This window comes from Lactococcus cremoris subsp. cremoris KW2, assembly GCF_000468955.1.
In the GTDB taxonomy this organism is placed as follows: Bacteria; Bacillota; Bacilli; order Lactobacillales; family Streptococcaceae; genus Lactococcus; species Lactococcus cremoris.
This window is the reverse complement of sequence record NC_022369.1, coordinates 2019688-2039563: the sequence shown is the minus strand read 5'-3', so window position 1 is coordinate 2039563 and position 19876 is coordinate 2019688. Positions and strand designations below refer to the sequence as shown.

The following is a 19876-nucleotide window of genomic DNA, read 5'->3' as shown; positions in this document are numbered from 1 at the left end:
TAAAATGAAAAGTTTAGAAAATGAGGTAATGGATTATGATGTTAGAACCTTCAATTGACAAATTATTGGATCAAGTGGACTCAAAATACTCTTTAGTTGTTTTGGAAGCAAAACGCGCTCATGAATTGCGTGATAAAGAACGTCCAACAAAAGAATTTAAAGCCGTAAAACGGACTTTGCAAGCTTTGGAAGAAATTGCTGATGGAACAGTTAAAATTCACCCAGCACCTGAATTGAAGCGCGAAACTTTGGTTGAAAAACGTGAGTTGGAACGTTTGCAAGCGAAAATGAAGGAACAACTTATCAAAGAACAAATTGCAAAAGAAGAAGCTGAAGAAGAAGCAAAACAAAAAAATAGTCGTGCGGCTAAAGCAGCTGCTGTGGAATAATTTTTTAGGCGTCAATTGGCGCTTTTTTTATTTTGTTTTACTGATTTTTATTAATATTAGCGGATATAGGACATCTGACAGAATCAAAGTTTATTCCATTGTCTAGTCGTAATTGGCAAATATCAAATAGTGAACTGTGTTATAATTAAAAGAAGAATTACGGAGGTCAAAACTGAATGAAAATTGCTAAAGTAATCGTTGACCTGCCTCTGATGCAGACTGATAAGCCTTTTTCTTATGCCATTTCAAAAGAATTTCAAAGTTTGATTGAACTGGGAATGCGGGTTCATGTTCCTTTTGGGACAGGAAATCGTTTGGTTCAAGGAATTATTGTTGGGATTGAGGAAGAAAAGGATGCAGAAAATTCGTCAGTAAATTTGAAAGATATTGCTGAGTTACTGGATGTTGAACCGGTACTGACCGAAGAACAACTCTGGTTAGCTGATGAAATGCGCCACTCGGTTTTCTCATATAAAATTTCTTGTTTGAAAGCGATGCTGCCTAATCTTTTGAATTCTAATTATGACAAACTCTTGAAATCTGCTGACGGAGCTGTCAGCAAATGGTCACAGTTGACAGAAGAAGAAAAAATTTCGTCAGCAAAAGCGGTGCGTGCTGGACAGCTGTCAGTAGAATATTTAGCCAAATCCAAAGAAAATCGGAAGATCGAAAAATATTTATCTATTCCGGATTTGGAAAAATTGGCTGAATTTGAAATTGAAAAACGAGCGAAAAAACGCTTGGAGCTAAAATATTTTCTCTTACGAATGACCGAAGAAAAAATTGCTCTAAAATCTTTAAATTTTTCTTCACAAATTATCAAATTTTTCATTGAGCATGATTTGGTAAAAATTGAGGAAGTTGAAATTTCTCGGACAAAAGATAAATTTGAAGCGATTGAAAATGATAGCGCCAAAGTGCTGAATTCTGAACAAGAATCAGCTTATGAAAAAATAATTGCTTCTTCTGACAAACCATTTTTGTTGGAAGGCATCACTGGCTCAGGTAAAACAGAAGTTTACTTACAGACCATTGACCATTTTCTACAAATGGGAAAAACGGCCATCATGCTTGTGCCGGAAATTTCACTGACGCCGCAGATTACCAATCGATTTATTGCTCGTTTTGGTGACAAAGTGGCCATCATGCACTCAGGTTTGTCTGACGGTGAAAAATATGATGAATGGCGTAAAATTAAGTCTGGAAAAGCTCAAGTCGTTGTCGGTGCTCGCTCGGCAATTTTTACGCCAGTCGAAAATTTAGGTATTATCATCATTGATGAGGAGCACGAAACTTCCTATAAGCAAGATTCTAGTCCTCGTTATCATGCCAGAGATATTGCACTTTTGCGAGCAAAATGGCATGGAGCCACCCTTGTTTTGGGTTCAGCAACGCCAAGTTTAGAATCACGGGCGCGTGCCATGCGTGGCGTTTATGAGCTATTATTGCTGACAAAGCGAGCAAATGAAGCAGCAATCTTGCCAGAAATTAAAATCATTGATATGCGCAGTGAAATTTCTGACCAGTCAGCAAATTTCTCACAATCATTACTGGCAAAAATTAAAGAAAAAATTGACAAAGACGAACAAGTCATTTTGATGCTAAATCGTCGAGGTTATTCTTCATTTGTCATGTGTCGAGAATGTGGTTTCGTTGTTGATTGTCCCAACTGTGACATTTCATTAACCCTTCACATGGACACCAGAACGCTGAATTGTCATTATTGTGGTCACGTTCAAGGCATTCCTCAAACTTGTCCCAACTGTCAATCGCGAAAAATTCGTTATTATGGTTCTGGAACGCAAAAAGTCGAAGAAGAACTTCGAGAAATCATGCCTGAAGCTCGAGTATTACGAATGGACGTGGATACAACTCGAACGAAAAATGCTCACGAAAAAATTCTTGAAAAATTTGGTAACCATGAAGCTGATATCCTTTTAGGAACTCAGATGATTGCCAAAGGATTAGATTTTCCAAACGTAACTTTAGTTGGTGTCATTAATGCAGATACCGGTCTAAATTTACCTGATTTTCGGGCCAGTGAACGCTCGTTTGAATTGCTGATGCAGGTGGCTGGACGAGCTGGACGTGCGGATAAAAAAGGTGAAGTTTTGATTCAAACCTTTAATCCACATCATTATGCCATTGAAATGACCAAAGCTCAAGATTATGAAAAATTTTATGAAATGGAAATGAGATTTCGTCGTGAACTTTCCTATCCACCTTATTATTTCACGGTTCAAGTGCTTGTTTCTCATCAAGAGGAAGAAGTTGCCATTCAAAAATCCTATGAAATTTCCCAAATTTTAAAGCAAAATCTGACAGAAAAAGCCAAAATTTTGGGACCAACTGCCAGACCAATTGCCAGAACACATAATCTTTATCATTATCAAATTTTAGTTAAATATCGTTTTGAAGAAGAATTAGAGTCCGCTTTGAATCAAGTGCTTGAATTAACCCAACTTCGTGACAATAAAAATTTACGAATCTTGATTGATAGCGAACCACAAAATTTTGTATAAAATCAGAGTTGATGAGGTTAAAAATGATTAGATTAACCAAAGAAGAAGCCAGAAATTTTTTATTGACTAAGCAGGGTTTGCTTGGTCATAAACAGTTTTCAGGAAAAGAAGGGCTTATGGATTTTGTCAGGCAGGCAGGTTCGGTACAGTTTGATCCGGTGGATGTTTGTGGAACTAGTCCAGAACTGACTTTGCAGGCGCGAATTGAGTATTTCACTAAAGAAATGCTTGATGAATTACTTTATCAAGACCGTCTTTTGATTGATTTTTTTGACAAAAATCTTTGTATTTTGCCAATAGAAGATTTGACAGTTTTTACTCGAAAATATGCGGGAATCAGCTATGCAGAAGCAATGGCGCGTAGACAAAGTGAACCTGTTCTACAAATGATGATTGAAATCAGAAAAATACTCTCTGAAAAAGAATATATTTTTGCCAAAGATTTGCGTCATTTGGAAAGTGGAAATTTGATTTGGGATTGGGGTGCCTCTTCATCTGTGGCAAGAGCCGCGCTTGAAACCATGTATTTTAAAGGTGAGCTGATTATTCATCATAAAAATGGACGGCAAAAAGCTTATGCCTTGGCAGAAAAATTTTTGTCAGCAAAACTTTTGAGCGCGAAAAGTCCTTTTGAAAGTGAACTTGATTATCATCAGCAACTTGTTTTGAGACGAATTGGCACGATTGGATTTTTATGGAACAAGCGAAGTGATGCTTGGTTGGGGATTGAGCATTTCAAAACTTTTGAGAGAAATCAAGCTTTTCAAAGTCTTTTAGAAGATAAAAAAATTACAGAAATTCAAATTGAAGGAATTTCAACAATTTTTTATATGAAAAAAGAAGATGAAAAGTTGCTGACAAGTTCGCACCTTGTCCCTGATCGCTCTGACAGTCTGTCAGTAAATCCAAAATCGCCAGTACGAATGGAATTCCTTGCTCCGCTTGACAATTTGCTTTGGGACCGAAATTTGATTCGAGAAATCTTTGATTTTGACTACAAATGGGAAATTTACACTCCAAAGGAAAAAAGAAAATATGGGGCATATGTTCTTCCAGTCCTTTACAAAAATCGTTTTGTTGGCCGTCTGGAAATTGAGCGACATACTAAAGAAAAAGTTTTGCTTGTTAAAAACTTTTGGCTAGAAGACAACGAAGTTTTTAGCAAGTCACGCAAGGAGGCTTTTTCCACATGTGTAGAAGTTTTTAGAGCATTCAATCACTGTGAAAAAGTCGAATATGTGAAAGGTTGGTGCAAAGAAAATGACCAAAAGTGAACTTTTTCAACAAACAATTGACGCTTGGCTGACCAAAGATATCAATAAGTTATTAAGTGGTCTGTCAGCAGATATTATTTACACAGAATGTTATGGAGCTCAATATCATGGAAAAGCAGAAATTGAAAAGTGGTTCCGTCAGTGGAATAATCCTGTGGAAAATCAAGTGAAATCATGGACTGTGGATAAGTCTTATGTAGATAATGAAAGAGTTTTTTCACATGGACTTTCCATTATGTCTATAAAGGGGAAGAAAATATTTTTGATGGAATTTCTCTTGTTAAATTTTCTGGAAATAAAATTTGTCAAATTCAAGAATTTGAACAAAAACATGAAAAATTTCGTCCATTTTTGAAGTAAAATGAGGTAAAATATGGTTGAGAAATTTGATTTATTGAAACATTTTGGAGTATACGGAGTGGCAATTGACAATGAGAAATTACTTGTCATTGAAAAAAATTCAGGTCCTTACCAAAATCGTTATGATTTGCCCGGAGGGTCTCAAGAAGTTGGTGAATCAATGATTGAAACTCTTGAACGAGAAATTCTTGAAGAAACTGGATTTACTGTCCTTTCAAGTGCTAAGAGTCGCCTCTATTCGGCTTGGATTTATGAAAATGACCGTCGAGTCGTTAGTCACCACATTTTTAACCTTTTTGATGTAAAATTAAATCATGTATCCAAAAAACTACCACAATTTGTTGCTGATGGAAAAAACGATTCTGACAGAGCAGTTTGGAAATTAGTGACAGAATTGTCAGTAGAAAATTCATCTCCACTTGTCCTAAAAGTAATTGCTGAAGTCAATAACTATCCCCATGTGGATAAAGCCGAAATTTACAGAGATTGGAAGGTCAATTATGGAAGCAAAAATTATCCCAAGCCTTTGGTTTAACAATAATGCCGAAGAAGCAATGAACTATTATGTATCTGTATTTCCAAATTCAAAAATCAAAAACATCGAATATTATCCTGATGAAAAGCTAGATGAGCATTTCGTAGGAATGTCTGGAAAAGTATTAAATGGTGAATTTAGTCTGAATGGACTTGAGTTTGTCTGTCTTGACGGTGGGCCAATTTTTAAATTTAATGAAGCAGTCAGTTTCACTGTGACTTGTAAAAATCAAGCCGAAATTGATGATTATTGGTCAAAGCTTTCTCATGTTAAAGAAGCCGAACAGTGTGGTTGGTGCAAAGACAAATTTGGCCTTTCTTGGCAAATCATTCCAGAAAATCTGGGTCAATTAATGGCAAAAGGTGACAAGGCCGTTCAAGTATTAATGAAACAAAAGAAAATTATTATCGAGGAGTTTGAAAACTTATGACAAAAACAAAAATTATCTTTATGGGGACGCCACAATTTGCTGCGACCGTTTTGAAAGGCTTGATTGACTCTAATCAATATGAAATCCTAGCAGTTGTGACCCAACCAGACCGTAAAGTTGGTCGAAAACAGGAATTAAGAATGACACCAGTTAAAGAACTTGCCTTAACGGTTAACTTGCCTGTTCTTCAACCAGAAAAGCTATCTGGCTCAGTAGAAATGACTCAAATCATGACGCTCCTTGAATCAGGAGAAGTTGGAATTGTGACTGCCGCATTTGGACAATTTTTGCCAGGGAAATTATTAGATGTCGCTCGTTTTGCGGTAAATACACACGCTTCCTTACTACCGAAATATCGCGGTGGAGCACCGATTCATTATGCCATTATGAATGACGAAAAAGAAGCTGGTGTGACAATTATGGAAATGATTCGTAAAATGGATGCCGGTGACATGATTGCTCAAAATTCTACTCCAATTCTTGAAGAAGACAATGTCGGCACTATGTTTGAAAAATTGGCTTTTGTGGGACGTGATTTACTCCTTGAAACATTACCCAAGTATCTGGAGGGTCAACTCAAAGCTCAAGCTCAAAATGAAGATGAAGTGACTTTTAGTCCAAATATTTCACCAGAAGAAGAAAAAATCGATTGGAACAAATCCGCACGTGAAATTTTCAATAAAGTTCGTGGCATGAATCCTTTTCCAGTCGCCCATACCCTGTGGAATGGGGAACGCTTTAAGATTTATGAAAGCAAAGTAGCTGACGAAATTGTTAACAATTCTGCTAATCCCTTACAGGCTGGTCAAATTGTGGAAAAAACAAAAAAATCATTAAAAGTTGCTACGGGCAATGGAATTCTCGAGCTTTTAACCGTCCAACCGGCAGGCAAACCTAAAATGGACATTGTTAGTTTTCTTAATGGTTTAGGTCAAAAAATGCAAGTTGGGGATAAACTTGGGGATTAGATAAAAATAAGATATTTCAAATAGAAATATTTATCCACAGAAACTAAAAGTATGAGACCTGAGGTACAATTTATCTCTAAAAAAGTTCTATCATTTCTAATGATGGAATTTTTTGTTTACTAAAATATCGTAAAAAAGGTTAAATGTAATAAAAAGAAAGCGGATTATTTTATAAATGCCTCAAAGTTTGTTATAGTAAAAATGTACAGGAACTGTACTAGAAAGAGGTGCTTTATGATTTGGTCGTTAATTGTCGGAGCCATTATTGGTGTAATTGCAGGAGCTATTACCAATAAAGGCAAATCAATGGGATGGATTGCTAATATTTTAGCTGGACTTGTTGGGGCTGCAGTAGGTCAAGGACTCCTAGGAACATGGGGACCAAAGCTGGCCGGAATGGCTCTAATTCCCTCTATTATAGGTGCTGTCATCGTTGTAGCTGTTGTTTCATTCTTTTTAGGTAAGGCAAACAACTAGAAGAAACAATAACAGAGAGGAGGTATCGTGTCAAAAGGAAAAAAATTTATTTTTATTCTGGCTGATTTATTTTTCCTCACCATTCTCATACCAATTTTATGGGATTATTTTAATCAAATGAATTTTCGTTGGGAGCTTAGTCCCTCATCAGAAATTCCTTACATTGGAGAAAAACTTCCCCAATATATATTTATCAGCGCTTCAATTTTAGGAATACTCTTATTATTTGCCTTGTTGGTTGTCATCTTTTATCCCAAAACCTATATGGAGATTTTATTAGATGATAAAGCAGGAAGTTTGACTCTAAAACGTTCAGCAATCGAAGGATTAGTTAGAGAGCTCGTGCTTGACAATGGCTATATTAGAAACCCTAAAATAAATGTGACTTTATATCAGTCCACAATAAAAATTGATGTACAAGGAGAAATTATTCCCAGAGTTGAAATTGTTGAAAAAACAAAAGCGATTGAGCAAGAAATCAAAGAAAGTTTAAAAAATTTCTTTGGTTTGAATCATGAGGTGAAATTAAAAATCAAAGTCAGCTCAATTGTTGAAAAGAAAGACTCGACAAGTCCACGCGTAGTCTAAGGAGGTAGAAATGGATCTTTTCGAAAGATATCGATACCCGATTATTGGCGGAATAATAGGCTGTATTATTGCAGTTTGTATCTTCACAATCGGATTTTGGAAAATGATTCTTCTCTTCTTGCTTATTGGGTTAGGGATTTTTGTAGGTCTCTATCTTCAACGCACGGGAATCATTGAACAAATAAAGAAGAAAAAATAGGAGGAAATTATGGTACAAGAAAACACAAAAACGGAAACAACTGAAGTTAAAGGCAACTTAGCATATGAAGACAAAGTCATCCAAAAAATTGTCGGACTTGCCCTTGAATCTGTCAATGGATTACTTGCTGTTGATGGAGGATTTTTCTCAAATCTCACAGGAAAACTTGTAAATACAGAGGATGTCACCGCTGGTGTTGGCGTTGAAGTCGGCAAAAAGCAAGTTGCCGTGGACCTTAAGGTAGTAACAGAATATAAAAAGAATGTTCCAGATATCTACCAAAAAATCAAAGAAGTTATCCGTAAAGAAGTTTCGGATATGACTGATTTGGAAGTTGTTGAAGTCAATGTAACGGTCGTAGATATTAAGACAAAAGAACAACAAAAAGATGATGAAAAAAGTTTACAAGATCGTGTGGTTGGCGCAGCTCAAACAACAGGGAAATTTACATCTGATCAGGTAGACAAAGTTAAAGAAAAAGTTGATGATATGGGTGATGACTCCCGCGTGAAATAAAATCAATAAAAAAAACTGGCATTATGCCAGTTTTTTTATTTATCTTTGAAATAATTTTATTTCAAATAAAGAGAGTAAAAGTAAGCTATATAATACAAGAAAGAGAATAAGTAGCTTAGTTTTTATTAGTTATAGAGCAATCATCTAAGAAAAGTCATTGACAGCTATTGACTACTAAGGGTATAATAGCTCTATGACAAAAAATGCAAGACAAACCGCACTCGATGTACTAAATGATATTTTTGGTAATGATGCCTATGCAAATATTTCATTGGATCGAAATTTGCGAGATTCTGAACTATCCACAGTGGATAAAGGCTTTGTAACAGCCCTTGTCTACGGTGTAGTTTCTAAAAAAGCTTTATTAGAGTGGTACATTACTCCTTTATTAAAAAAAGAGCCTAAACCTTGGGCTAAAATGCTTTTATTACTCACAATTTATCAAGTCCTATTTATGGATAAGGTGCCTACTTCGGCAGCAGTTGATGAAGCTGTAAAAATTGCTAAACGACATGATGGACAAGCAACAGCTAATTTTATTAATGCTGTTTTAAGAAACTTTATGCGTTCTGAGCACAGAAATGAAGAACCTAAAGATTGGGAAACTAAATATTCAATGCCAAAACTGTTATTGGATAAAATGGTTCGCCAATTCGGTGGGAAAAGAACAGGAGAAATCCTCGAAAGTCTTGAAAAACCAAGTCATGTGAGCTTAAGAAAAATTGATCCAACTGTAGAAATTGCTGGGACTCGTCCGTCTTTACTGACAGAAACAGCATTAATTGCTGACAGCGGAAATTTTTCAATTACAGAAGAGTTTCAAACTGGAAGAATTACGATTCAAGATGAAACAAGTCAATTAGTTGCTCCTCAACTTGAATTAGAAGGAACAGAAGAAGTTCTTGATGCCTGTGCTGCCCCAGGTGGGAAAAGCACACATATGGCTCAATATTTGACAACTGGTCATATCACGGCATTGGATTTATACGAGCATAAACTTGATTTAATTAATCAAAATGCACAACGTCAGCATGTTGCGGATAAAATTACCACTCAAAAAGCTGATGCGACAATGATTTATGAGAATTTTGGTCCAGAAAAATTTGATCGAATTCTAGTCGATGCTCCATGTTCAGGAATTGGATTAATTCGCCGTAAACCAGATATCCGTTACCGGAAAGAAAGTTCGGATTTCATAGATTTACAAAAAATTCAATTAGAAATTCTAAACAGCGCCTCGAAAAGCCTGAAAAAAAGTGGTATAATGGTGTACAGTACTTGTACAATTTTTGATGAAGAAAACTTTGACGTTGTTCATGAGTTCCTTGAAAATCATCCAAATTTTGAACAAGTTGAAATTTCAAATGAAAAACCAGAAGTGATTAAAGAGGGCTGTCTTTTCATTACCCCTGAAATGTATCATACGGATGGATTCTTCATCGCGAAATTTAAAAAAATAGGTGAATAATTTACTGACGAATATTTTGTTTTGAGAATTTGAGAAAGAATCATTTTTTCTCGAAAATTTTTAAACTCTATCAGTAATTTTTAGACCTAAAAATAAAACTTTATTCTTGTTAAGGAGAAAAAGTGGAATATAGTATTTTATCAGATATCGGTTCAAAACGTAGTACTAATCAAGACTATGCCGGTACTTATGTCAACCGTGCCGGTTATCAGCTCTTTTTATTAGCTGATGGTATGGGTGGACACAAAGCAGGTAATGTCGCAAGTAAACTTACCGTGGAAGATCTCGGCAAACTTTGGTCAGAGACATTTTTTGATGCGGGAACACCAGAAGCAACTCTTGAAATTTGGCTTAGAAATCAAGTCCGCAATGAAAATGAAAATATTGCAAGTCTTGGTAAACTTGACGAATATCAAGGAATGGGAACAACTCTTGAAGCTCTAGTTATAAAAGGAAACACAATTGTGTCTGCCCATGTGGGAGACAGTCGTACTTATTTGATGCGTGATGGTGAGTTAAATAAAATAACAACAGACCATTCTTTAGTTCAAGAGCTTGTAGACGCAGGGCAAATTACAGAAGAAGAAGCTGAAGTACATCCTAATAAAAATATCATTACTCGTTCACTGGGGCAGACCAATGAAGTTCAAGCGGATATTCAAGCTTTAGAACTTCAAGCTGGAGATATCATTTTAATGAACTCTGACGGATTGACAAACATGGTTTCAACCACTGAAATTATGGAAGTTTTAGAACGAGAAGATTTGACTTTAGATAATAAATCCGAGGCTTTGATTCGGTTAGCTAATGAACATGGAGGACTTGATAACATTACTGTTGTTTTGATTAAGTTCGAAGAAACATCAGAAGCCGAAACACAAGCACAGGAGGTTAGTTGATGATTCAAATCGGTAAAATCTTTGCCGATCGTTATCGGATTATCAAAGAAATCGGACGTGGGGGAATGGCAAACGTTTATCAAGGAGAAGATACTTTCCTTGGTGATCGAAAAGTTGCAATTAAAGTACTTCGTTCTAATTTTGAAAATGATGACATTGCAATCGCTCGTTTTCAAAGAGAAGCTTTTGCGATGGCGGAACTCTCTCATCCGAATATCGTAGGTATTTCTGACGTCGGTGAATTCGAAAGTCAACAATACATTGTAATGGAATTTGTTGATGGTATGACGCTCAAACAATACATCAACCAAAATGCTCCTCTAGCTAATGATGAAGCCATTGAAATTATTACAGAAATTCTATCAGCAATGGATATGGCTCATTCACATGGAATTATTCACCGTGATTTAAAACCACAAAATGTTTTAGTTTCAAGTAGTGGAACGGTAAAAGTAACAGATTTCGGAATTGCAAAGGCCCTTTCTGAAACTTCACTCACTCAAACAAATACGATGTTTGGCTCAGTTCATTATCTATCACCTGAACAAGCGCGTGGTTCAAATGCTACTGTACAATCAGACATTTATGCCATTGGGATTATTTTATTTGAGCTTTTAACAGGTCAAATACCTTTTGATGGGGATTCAGCCGTAGCAATTGCCCTCAAACATTTCCAAGAAAATATTCCAAGCATCATAAATCTCAACCCAGAAGTTCCGCAAGCATTGGAAAATGTCGTCATCAAAGCAACAGCAAAAGATATCAACAATCGATATGCTGATGTTGAAGAAATGATGACAGATGTAGCTACTTCGACTAGTCTTGATCGACGTGGGGAAGAAAAATTAGTTTTCAACAAGGACCATGATGAAACAAAAATCATGCCTGCCAATCTAATTAATCCTTATGATACTAAGCCTTTGATTGATAAGAAAACAGATGATCAGGAAAAAGCGCAATCAGAATCATCAACTACAGAAAACAATAAGAATAAAAATAAAAAGTCTAAAAAAGGATTGATTATCAGTCTTGTTGTTCTCCTTCTTGTCATTGGTGGTGGAGCCTTTGCATGGGCTGTTTCTACACCGACAAATGTTAAGGTTCCTAATGTGACTAATAACTTAACATTGGATCAAGCGAAGAAAAAGATTAAAGCAGCTGATCTTAAGGTGGGAACGGTTCATAAACAACAAAGCACAACCGTTGCAGAAGGTAAAGTGATTAAAACTGATCCAGCAAGTGGGGCTACCGTAAGGTCTAAAAGTTCTGTTGATATTTACGTTTCATCTGGAAATGAAAATATTATCAAAATGAAAGACTTTGTTGGTGAAAAAATTGATGATGCAATGGCCACTCTGCTTAAAGATTATGGTATTGATGAAAGTCAAGTGGTCCAAACCTCTGTCCCTAGTGATTCTTATGCCGCAGGTACAATCATTAAACAAACACCTAAAAAGGGTTCTAGTTTTGATGTGACAAGTGGTGATAAAATTACATTTGAAGTTTCAAGTGGAAAACAAATTGCCATTCCATCTTACACTAATCAGGATGCTGAAAGCTATAAAGCAATTTTGAAACAAGCTGGCTTCACTAATGTTACTTTAAACTATATTGATACTCCAGGAAGTCCGACAGGATGGGTATTTGGAGTTACTCCAACTGTTGGTGAATTGGTTTCGATAGATGCCCCAATTGTTGTTAAGGTTACTCAGGCAGTTGAGCAATCATCCTCAGAATCTTCTGTTTCTACATCAGAAACATCAACTTCTGAATCAACATCAGCTTCAAGCTCAACAACGAGCTCGTCTTCTTCAAGTACAACTGAGCAATCGCCAGAAAATTCTACTTCAAGTTCGACAACAACATCACATAGTTAAAGCTTAAATAGAACTAGATTATATTTCTAGTTCTATTTATTTTCTTATTGGCTTGTAAAATCAGTCAAAAAAGTGTATCATGGTAGAGTAGTTTTTTACAACCCGTTCTTGGTTTCATGCTTGCCAAGCTGTCACTCGGACTGGGCAATACAAATAAAGGAGAAAAACTCATGGCAATTTCAAAAGAAAAAAAACAAGAAATCATCGCTCAATACGCTCGTAAAGAAGGCGATACTGGTTCACCTGAAGTACAAATCGCTGTATTGACTTGGGAAATTAACCACCTTAACGACCACATCAAATCTCATAAAAAAGACCACGCAACTCAACGTGGTTTGATGAAAAAAATTGGTCACCGTCGTAACCTTCTTGGATACCTTCGTGGAAAAGACGTTCAACGTTACCGTGAACTTATCGCTTCATTGGGACTTCGTCGTTAATAAAAAAATGCCATTTGGCATTTTTTTTATTATTTGAAATTAAAAATCTAAAAAAGAAATTCTTCTTTTTTAGATTTTTAAATTTATTTAAGATGTTTTTCTCTTTCGATTGTTGCAGAAATTGCATCAATAACTGTTCCACCAAAATGGTTTTGTTCTAAGCTTACTACACCTGCTACAGTAGTTCCACCAGGACTTGAAACCTTATCAACTAAAGACCAAGGATTTTCACCACTCTGTAGAAGCATTTCAGCTGAGGCTTTGACTGTTTCAGAAACAATAGCAGTAGCTTGATCTTTAGGAAGTCCATGAAGTACACCGGCGCGAGCCATAGCATCAATAAACATATAAATAAATGCAGGACTTGATCCAGCGATTGCTGCAAAAGTTGAAAAATCTTTTTCAGCAATCTCGTGGACAGAGCCGACTGCTTTAAAAATTTCTTGGGCTATTGTGTAAGCTGAATCATCAACAAATTCATTTTTGACAATCGCAGAGGTAGATTGACCGATTTGAGCATTGATATTAGGCATTACCCGAATAATCGGTTGATTTTCTGAATCAGCTAGATGTTTTAAGTCAGATAAAGTTAATCCAGCAGCAATTGATATCAAAGTTTTATCTTTTGATAAATGATTAATCAGCTGGCTTAAAACAGAAGGAAGAACCTGTGGTTTGACAGAGAGAACAATGAAGTCTGATTGTTGAACAAGTTCTTCATGATTTTCAGCAGCTTTAACATCAAGTTCCTCAGCTTGTTTTTTTGTCTTGGGTAAATTGTGACCAGAAATGATGATTTCAAATTTATTTTTATCAAGTCCAGAAATGATAGCTGTGGCCATTTTTCCGACTCCGATAAATCCTATAGTTTGCATAAATAAAATCCTTTCTATCTTTCAGTCCATTTTATCATAATTTAAAGCGAGAAATCGATATGTTAGTATCACAAATTAAATCTAGCTATTTTTTTGAAAAAAGATTTGCAAACTTGAAAGTGCTGTGGGCGGGTGAATTAAAAAGATAACGAAAATGGTCAGTGATTATGGTATAATTAGGTAAACATTTTATTTTATTTGTAACAAAAAAGGAGAAATCTATGAATAAATTCGCTATTGTCCTAGCGGCTGGTAAAGGAACACGAATGAAATCAGCACTTCCAAAAGTGTTGCATCAAGTAGCTGGAAAATCAATGCTGGCGCATGTGCTTAAAAGTGTATCCGAAGTGGAGATTGCCAAAAACGTGGTCATCGTTGGACACGAAGCAGACCGTGTAATTGCGACTTTACCTAAGGGAACTCAATTTGTTAAACAGGTAGAACAATTAGGAACAGGACATGCTGTACGTATTGCTGCGGATTTGTTGGCTAATGAAGAAGGGGCAACCTTAGTTATCGCTGGCGATACTCCCTTAATTACAGGCGAAACATTAGGAGCACTTTTTGATTATCATTTTGCCCAAAAAGCAACAGCAACAATCTTGACTGCTATTGCACCAAATCCAACAGGATACGGTCGAATTATTCGGGATGAAAAGGGTTCAGTAGAAAAAATTGTTGAGCAAAAAGATGCCAATGATTTTGAAAAATCAATTACCGAAATTAACACAGGGACTTATATTTTTGATAACAAATCTCTCTTTAAAGCACTGACGGAAATCACAACCGATAATGCGCAAGGTGAATATTATTTAACTGATGTTATTGAAATCTTCAAAAAAGCAGGTCAAACGATAGCTGCTCATATTCTTGATGATTTTGATGAAAGTTTAGGTGTGAATGACCGTGTGGCTCTTTCACAAGCTGAAGCGACAATGCGTAAACGTATTAATCATGAACATATGGTTAATGGTGTGACCTTGATTGATCCTGGAACAACTTATATTGACAGTGAAGTAACAATTGGGGCAGAAACGGTGATTGAAGCAAATGTAACCATTAAGGGGAACACTTTTATTGGTAAAAATGTTTTGATTACAAATGGCAGCCGCATTGAAAATTCGGAAATTCATTCAAATTGTGAGGTTCGTAACTCAACAGTTGAAGAAAGTCGGATGAGTGTTGGAAGTAATGTTGGACCTTATGCTCATTTACGCCCAGGAACTGTTTTGAGTGAAGAAGTTCATGTTGGAAACTTTGTTGAAATTAAAGGCTCAACTCTTGGTAAAGGAACCAAGGCCGGACATTTGACTTACATTGGTAATGCAACAGTGGGTGAAAAAGTGAACTTTGGTGCTGGTACAATTACGGCTAACTTTGATGGTAAAAATAAATTCAATACTGAAATTGATGATTTTGCCTTTATTGGTTCAAATTCAACCATAATCGCACCTTTGCACATTGGTAAAAATGCCTTGACAGCAGCTGGGTCTGTTGTGACTGAGGATGTCCCAGATGAAGCAGTTGAAATTGGACGTGGAAAACAAGTGAATAAACTTGGACGTGCGAAAAAAATGCCACATTATCGTGGACAATAATTTAAAATAATAAGAAAGAGTTTCTCGTGAAGCTCTTTCCTTCGATTTGATGAGAGGGAAATTTTACTTTTTCAAAAGTAAATTCCATGGAAAGGGTACAATGTTAAATTTTGATGATAAAAAATTTGAAGAAAAAACTTTGACTAGAGATGAAATTTTTCAAGGAAAGATTTTTCATGTTGTGAGGGATACGGTTAGTTTGCCAGGAGGAACAGAAAGTTTTCGAGAACTTGTTTTTCATAATGGTGGAACGGCTATTGCACCCGTTCACGATAATAAAATGATTTTGGTTGGTCAATATCGTAAGGCATTGGAAAAATTTATTTTTGAAATTCCGGCTGGAAAGCTTGAAATAGGAGAAGAAAAAGACCCCAAGGCTGCTGCGCTTCGTGAACTTGAGGAAGAAACAGGCTACCGAGCAGAAAATTTAACAGAAATCACAGCTTTTTATGGAACACCTGGTTTTTCATCAGAAAAAACTTATGTGTACTTCTCGTCAGACCTAACAAAGGTAGAGCATCCAAGACCCGCTGATGATGGAGAGTTTTTGGAACAAATTGAAGTTACTTTAAGCGAAGCGAAAAGAATGATTGAACTTGAACAAATTGCCGATGCAAAAACAATTATGGCTATTTGGTATTGGGAAATGCAACACTTTAAAAAGGAGGTTGAAGACAATGCCTAAACCACTTTTAACGGATGAGGTAATTGAACAAGCAAACCAAGAGAAGAAAAATCTTGAACGTCGGCTTCAAAGAGAGCTTGAAGAAGATACTGAAATTGCTGAGAAATATGACAGTATTGAAAAAAAATTAAGTAAAAACTCTGTTTATAAAAGTCGAAGGATTGAAAACGCTAAAGCTCAAAAAAGAGGGAAAGCAATTAATAAATGGCTTTTCATTGTTACTTTAATTGTTGTTTTACTGGTGGTTGCTTTCTTTTTGTATTACTTTTAAACAAAATAATTAGAAATAAGGGAAAAAATGAAAATAGGAATTATTTGTGCGATGGATGAAGAAATTCGCATACTTGTTGAAAATTTAGAAAATGCTGAAAAACATACCCGTCATGGTTTAGTTTTTCATAGTGGTTCAATTGGCCGTCACGAAGTAGTTTTGGTTCAATCTGGTATTGGTAAAGTCATGTCAGCTTTGGCAGTTGGATTTTTGGTTGATATTTTTGATGTTGATGCAATTATCAATACAGGTTCTGCAGGAGCGGTAGCTCAAGGATTGGCAATTGGAGATGTTGTGGTTGCTGATAAACTTGCTTATCATGATGTAGATGTCACTGCTTTTGGTTATGCCTATGGACAAATGGCTCAACAACCTCTGTACTTTGAATCAAGCAAATACTTTGTTTCTGAATTGAAAAAGGTTTTAGAAAATGTGCATGTTGGGTTGATTACAAGTTCTGACAGTTTCATCAGTAGTTCTAGTAAAATTGCTGAAATTAAAGAACATTTTCCAGATGTTTTAGCAGTCGAAATGGAAGGGGCTTCTATTGCACAAGCTGCAACAGCACTTGGGAAACCTTTTGTAATTATTCGGGCGATGTCGGATACAGCTGACCATGATGCCAATGTTAATTTTGATAAATTCATCATTGAAGCAGGGAAAAAATCAGCCCAAGGTCTGATTCGCTTGCTTGAAGAAATGGTATAATTATTAAAAAAGCTGAGTTTTATTTGATTAAAGTTTATTAGGGGTGATAAAGTAATAAATCAAACGAAAGTGCCAAATTATCGCTTGTCAATTAAAGTGAAAATAAATAAAATTGGCAAAAACTTGGGGAAACTAAATGTCAGCTCAACAAAAAACAAAAATTGGTTTATCATTAGTTCTTAGTTTAATAATTTTAGCAGCCTGTGGACAACATGTAGCAAATCATACGGGACAAACAAAAGTGAGTGCATCTATTAAGCAGGTGATTCCATCATCTAGCTCCCCAGCACTCTATTTTGAGTTGAGTAGTGTGAAAGATTATCTGGCCAGTAAAGGTTATAAACAAATTGATAACCAGGCTTTTCAGCAGGATTTAACCAATAAATCAATGAAAGCAAAGACTTACTGGTTAAATGATGGAACGGATAAAACGCAGCCTCTTGCTAAGGGAATTGGTGCTGTGATTATATTTATGACAGCAGACCAACAATTCAAAATGCTTGCTCAATTTTCTGAGGACCAAAACGCAAATCTGAAAAAACATTCTTGGATAATCGGGGACTACAATATTGATAATCAGTCATTAAAAAATCAAACACTCATAAATGGTTTGGATAGTATCTTTTCAGAAAATAAGTGATTTTAGAGAGTGATAAAATGGATGAGTTGCAGTTGATTGAAGAGGTTAGGCTTTTTCTGCGAAATGATCAACTTTTTGAACATTGTTTAGCCGTGGCAAAGACAGCTGAACAACTGGTAATTGATTATTCAGCGAAAAGTGGGATAGTTCAAAAAGAAAAATTAATTGCAAAAAGTACTGACGAAAATTTGAAGCTAATTTTTACTGATGGAGTGCAACAAAAAGAGATTAGTCAGTCTATCAGTAAGAGTCAAGCTTTTGTTGCTGGACTTATGCATGATATTGGTGGGGTTTATCCAAATCATCAGCGAGTAGAAAAAGCAGAATTATTTGGTATAGAATTACTGACAGAAGAGCGTGAATTTCCTTTGATTATTCATCAAAAACTTTCTAAGTATCTGGCGCGTGAGCATTTTAAAATTACTGACGAAAATATATTGTCAGCGATTGAGTGCCACACAACACTGAAGGAAAATTTTACAGAGTTAGATTTGATTGTTTTTCTTGCTGACAAAATTTCTTGGGATGGTGGGGATAATGCACCATTCAAAGAAGGATTACTGACAGCTCTGTCAGTAAATTTGCAAAGTGCAGCACTTTATTATATAGACTTCATCATCAATGATGGCTTGAAAGTTGCGCACCCGTGGCTTTTAGAAGCAAAGAAAGATTTAGAAAATCAGCTTTCCTAGCTGATTTTTTTGATAATTTAGATTATAATAGAAGAATGTAAAAAATAATAGAATATCATTAATCAAAATCGATAATGATTATTTTTATCGAAACTTTTGTCAGAAGTTTCGATTTATTGGGAGGTATTATGACAGTAACATCAGATTTCACACAAAAACTCTACGAAAATTTTGCTGAAAACACAAAATTGCGTGCGGTGGAAAATGCCGTGACTAAAAATGGTTTGCTTTCATCACTCGAAGTGCGTGGTTCACATGCAGCGAATTTGCCTGAGTTTTCACTTGACTTGACAAAAGACCCTGTAACGAATCAAAAACAATCTGGACGTTGCTGGATGTTTGCTGCTTTGAACACTTTCCGTCATAAATTTATTAATGAATTTAAAACAGAAGATTTTGAGTTTTCACAAGCTTATACTTTCTTCTGGGATAAATATGAAAAATCAAACTGGTTTATGGAACAAATTATCGGAGATGTTGCGATGGACGACCGTCGTTTGAAATTCCTCTTGCAAACTCCACAACAAGATGGTGGTCAATGGGATATGATGGTAGCCATTTTTGACAAATATGGAATTGTTCCAAAAGCTGTTTATCCTGAATCACAAGCTTCAAGTAGCTCACGTGAATTGAATCAATACTTGAACAAATTGCTCCGTCAAGATGCTGAAATCTTACGTTATACAATTGAGCAAGACGGTGATGTTCAAGCGGTCAAAGAAGAACTTTTACAAGAAGTTTTTAATTTCCTTGCTGTAACTCTAGGTTTGCCACCACAAAATTTTGAATTTGCTTTCCGCAACAAAGATAATGAATACAAAAAATTTGTTGGAACACCAAAAGAATTCTACAATGAATATGTTGGAATTGATTTGAACAATTATGTTTCGGTCATTAATGCTCCAACTGCTGATAAACCTTATAACAAAAGCTATACCGTTGAATTTCTTGGTAATGTAGTCGGTGGTAAAGAAGTCAAACACTTGAACGTTGAAATGGACCGTTTCAAAAAATTGGCTATTGCCCAAATGCAAGCGGGCGAAACTGTCTGGTTTGGTTGTGATGTTGGTCAAGAATCAAACCGTTCAGCAGGACTTTTGACAATGGATTCTTATGATTTTAAATCTTCATTGGATATTGAATTCACACAAAGTAAGGCTGGACGTCTTGACTATGGCGAATCACTGATGACTCATGCCATGGTTTTAGCGGGTGTTGATTTAGATGCTGACGGAAATTCAACTAAATGGAAAGTTGAAAATTCTTGGGGTAAAGATGCCGGTCAAAAAGGATATTTCGTTGCTTCTGATGAATGGATGGATGAATATACTTATCAAATTGTTGTCCGCAAAGACCTTTTAAGCGAAGAAGAATTAGCTGCTTATGAAGCAAAACCTCAAGTTCTGCTTCCATGGGATCCAATGGGAGCCTTGGCTTAATTTGTAAATTGAAACATTTAACTTTT

23 protein-coding genes are annotated in these 19876 nt (G+C 35.8%); 22 read left to right on the top strand and 1 reads right to left on the bottom strand.

The window, feature by feature from the left end:
• Positions 1 to 35: 35 nt before the first annotated feature.
• The 15 genes from rpoZ to rpsO all read left to right on the top strand — a co-directional run bounded on the left by rpoZ (position 36) and on the right by rpsO (position 12942).
• The gene (gene rpoZ, locus KW2_RS09730) at positions 36 to 389 is read left to right on the top strand and encodes a DNA-directed RNA polymerase subunit omega (RefSeq protein WP_021037838.1); all 354 of its coding nucleotides are present in this window, start codon (positions 36 to 38) and stop codon (positions 387 to 389) included.
• Between the two features lie 176 nt (positions 390 to 565).
• On the top strand, positions 566 to 2911 hold the full coding sequence (locus KW2_RS09725; protein WP_021037837.1) for a primosomal protein N': 2346 nt from the start codon (positions 566 to 568) through the stop codon (positions 2909 to 2911).
• A 23-nt stretch (positions 2912 to 2934) separates the two neighbouring features.
• Positions 2935 to 4185, top strand: a complete 1251-nt coding sequence (locus KW2_RS09720) for a winged helix-turn-helix domain-containing protein (protein ID WP_021037836.1) — start codon at positions 2935 to 2937, stop codon at positions 4183 to 4185.
• A complete protein-coding gene (locus KW2_RS09715; RefSeq protein ID WP_021037835.1) occupies positions 4172 to 4540 on the top strand; it encodes a nuclear transport factor 2 family protein in 369 nt (122 codons plus the stop codon). Before KW2_RS09720 ends, KW2_RS09715 begins: the two co-directional genes overlap by 14 nt.
• 18 nt (positions 4541 to 4558) lie before the next feature.
• Positions 4559 to 5080 carry an NUDIX hydrolase gene (locus KW2_RS09710; RefSeq protein ID WP_021037834.1) on the top strand — a complete coding sequence of 174 codons (522 nt, stop codon included), beginning with the start codon at positions 4559 to 4561 and terminating at the stop codon, positions 5078 to 5080.
• A complete protein-coding gene (locus tag KW2_RS09705; protein ID WP_021037833.1) occupies positions 5046 to 5510 on the top strand; it encodes a VOC family protein in 465 nt (154 codons plus the stop codon). Before KW2_RS09710 ends, KW2_RS09705 begins: the two co-directional genes overlap by 35 nt.
• Entirely contained in the window at positions 5507 to 6478 is a 972-nt protein-coding gene (gene fmt / locus KW2_RS09700) for a methionyl-tRNA formyltransferase (RefSeq protein ID WP_021037832.1), read from the top strand. Before KW2_RS09705 ends, fmt begins: the two co-directional genes overlap by 4 nt.
• A 234-nt stretch (positions 6479 to 6712) precedes the next feature.
• Positions 6713 to 6955 (top strand): GlsB/YeaQ/YmgE family stress response membrane protein, encoded by a 243-nt coding sequence (locus tag KW2_RS09695; protein WP_011676960.1) that lies wholly within the window; start codon positions 6713 to 6715, stop codon positions 6953 to 6955.
• Between the two features lie 27 nt (positions 6956 to 6982).
• Positions 6983 to 7543: an alkaline shock response membrane anchor protein AmaP gene (gene amaP / locus KW2_RS09690; protein ID WP_021037831.1), complete on the top strand. Its 561-nt coding sequence runs from the start codon at positions 6983 to 6985 to the stop codon at positions 7541 to 7543.
• 10 nt (positions 7544 to 7553) lie between these two features.
• A complete protein-coding gene (locus tag KW2_RS09685) occupies positions 7554 to 7742 on the top strand; it encodes a DUF2273 domain-containing protein (protein ID WP_011676958.1) in 189 nt (62 codons plus the stop codon).
• Positions 7743 to 7751: 9 nt separating this feature from the next.
• Positions 7752 to 8258, top strand: a complete 507-nt coding sequence (locus KW2_RS09680; protein WP_011676957.1) for an Asp23/Gls24 family envelope stress response protein — start codon at positions 7752 to 7754, stop codon at positions 8256 to 8258.
• Positions 8259 to 8451: 193 nt separating this feature from the next.
• Positions 8452 to 9726 (top strand): 16S rRNA (cytosine(967)-C(5))-methyltransferase RsmB, encoded by a 1275-nt coding sequence (gene rsmB / locus KW2_RS09675; RefSeq protein WP_021037830.1) that lies wholly within the window; start codon positions 8452 to 8454, stop codon positions 9724 to 9726.
• Positions 9727 to 9848: 122 nt separating this feature from the next.
• Positions 9849 to 10625, top strand: coding sequence for a Stp1/IreP family PP2C-type Ser/Thr phosphatase (locus KW2_RS09670; protein WP_011676898.1), 777 nt, complete (start codon positions 9849 to 9851; stop codon positions 10623 to 10625).
• Positions 10625 to 12502, top strand: a complete 1878-nt coding sequence (gene pknB, locus KW2_RS09665) for a Stk1 family PASTA domain-containing Ser/Thr kinase (RefSeq protein WP_021037829.1) — start codon at positions 10625 to 10627, stop codon at positions 12500 to 12502. The genes KW2_RS09670 and pknB overlap by 1 nt, the downstream gene beginning before the upstream one ends.
• Positions 12503 to 12672: 170 nt before the next feature.
• Entirely contained in the window at positions 12673 to 12942 is a 270-nt protein-coding gene (rpsO, locus tag KW2_RS09660; protein ID WP_010906184.1) for a 30S ribosomal protein S15, read from the top strand.
• 83 nt (positions 12943 to 13025) lie between these two features.
• Here the strand turns inward: rpsO and proC are convergent, their stop codons facing one another.
• The gene (gene proC / locus KW2_RS09655; protein ID WP_021037828.1) at positions 13026 to 13817 is read right to left on the bottom strand and encodes a pyrroline-5-carboxylate reductase; all 792 of its coding nucleotides are present in this window, start codon (positions 13815 to 13817) and stop codon (positions 13026 to 13028) included.
• A 221-nt stretch (positions 13818 to 14038) separates the two neighbouring features.
• Between proC and glmU the strand changes: the two genes are divergently transcribed.
• From glmU to pepC, 7 genes are all read left to right on the top strand, one after another.
• Positions 14039 to 15415 carry a bifunctional UDP-N-acetylglucosamine diphosphorylase/glucosamine-1-phosphate N-acetyltransferase GlmU gene (gene glmU, locus KW2_RS09650; protein WP_021037827.1) on the top strand — a complete coding sequence of 459 codons (1377 nt, stop codon included), beginning with the start codon at positions 14039 to 14041 and terminating at the stop codon, positions 15413 to 15415.
• Between the two features lie 100 nt (positions 15416 to 15515).
• Positions 15516 to 16100 (top strand): NUDIX hydrolase, encoded by a 585-nt coding sequence (locus KW2_RS09645; protein WP_021037826.1) that lies wholly within the window; start codon positions 15516 to 15518, stop codon positions 16098 to 16100.
• Positions 16093 to 16371: a cell wall synthase accessory phosphoprotein MacP gene (gene macP, locus KW2_RS09640; RefSeq protein WP_011676893.1), complete on the top strand. Its 279-nt coding sequence runs from the start codon at positions 16093 to 16095 to the stop codon at positions 16369 to 16371. Before KW2_RS09645 ends, macP begins: the two co-directional genes overlap by 8 nt.
• 27 nt (positions 16372 to 16398) lie before the next feature.
• Entirely contained in the window at positions 16399 to 17079 is a 681-nt protein-coding gene (locus KW2_RS09635; RefSeq protein ID WP_011676892.1) for a 5'-methylthioadenosine/adenosylhomocysteine nucleosidase, read from the top strand.
• 136 nt (positions 17080 to 17215) lie between these two features.
• The gene (locus KW2_RS09630; protein ID WP_021037825.1) at positions 17216 to 17719 is read left to right on the top strand and encodes a hypothetical protein; all 504 of its coding nucleotides are present in this window, start codon (positions 17216 to 17218) and stop codon (positions 17717 to 17719) included.
• 17 nt (positions 17720 to 17736) lie between these two features.
• Positions 17737 to 18411, top strand: a complete 675-nt coding sequence (locus KW2_RS09625) for an HD domain-containing protein (RefSeq protein WP_021037824.1) — start codon at positions 17737 to 17739, stop codon at positions 18409 to 18411.
• 128 nt (positions 18412 to 18539) lie between these two features.
• Positions 18540 to 19850 (top strand): aminopeptidase C, encoded by a 1311-nt coding sequence (pepC, locus tag KW2_RS09620; protein ID WP_011676889.1) that lies wholly within the window; start codon positions 18540 to 18542, stop codon positions 19848 to 19850.
• The last annotated feature ends 26 nt before the right edge of the window (positions 19851 to 19876 follow it).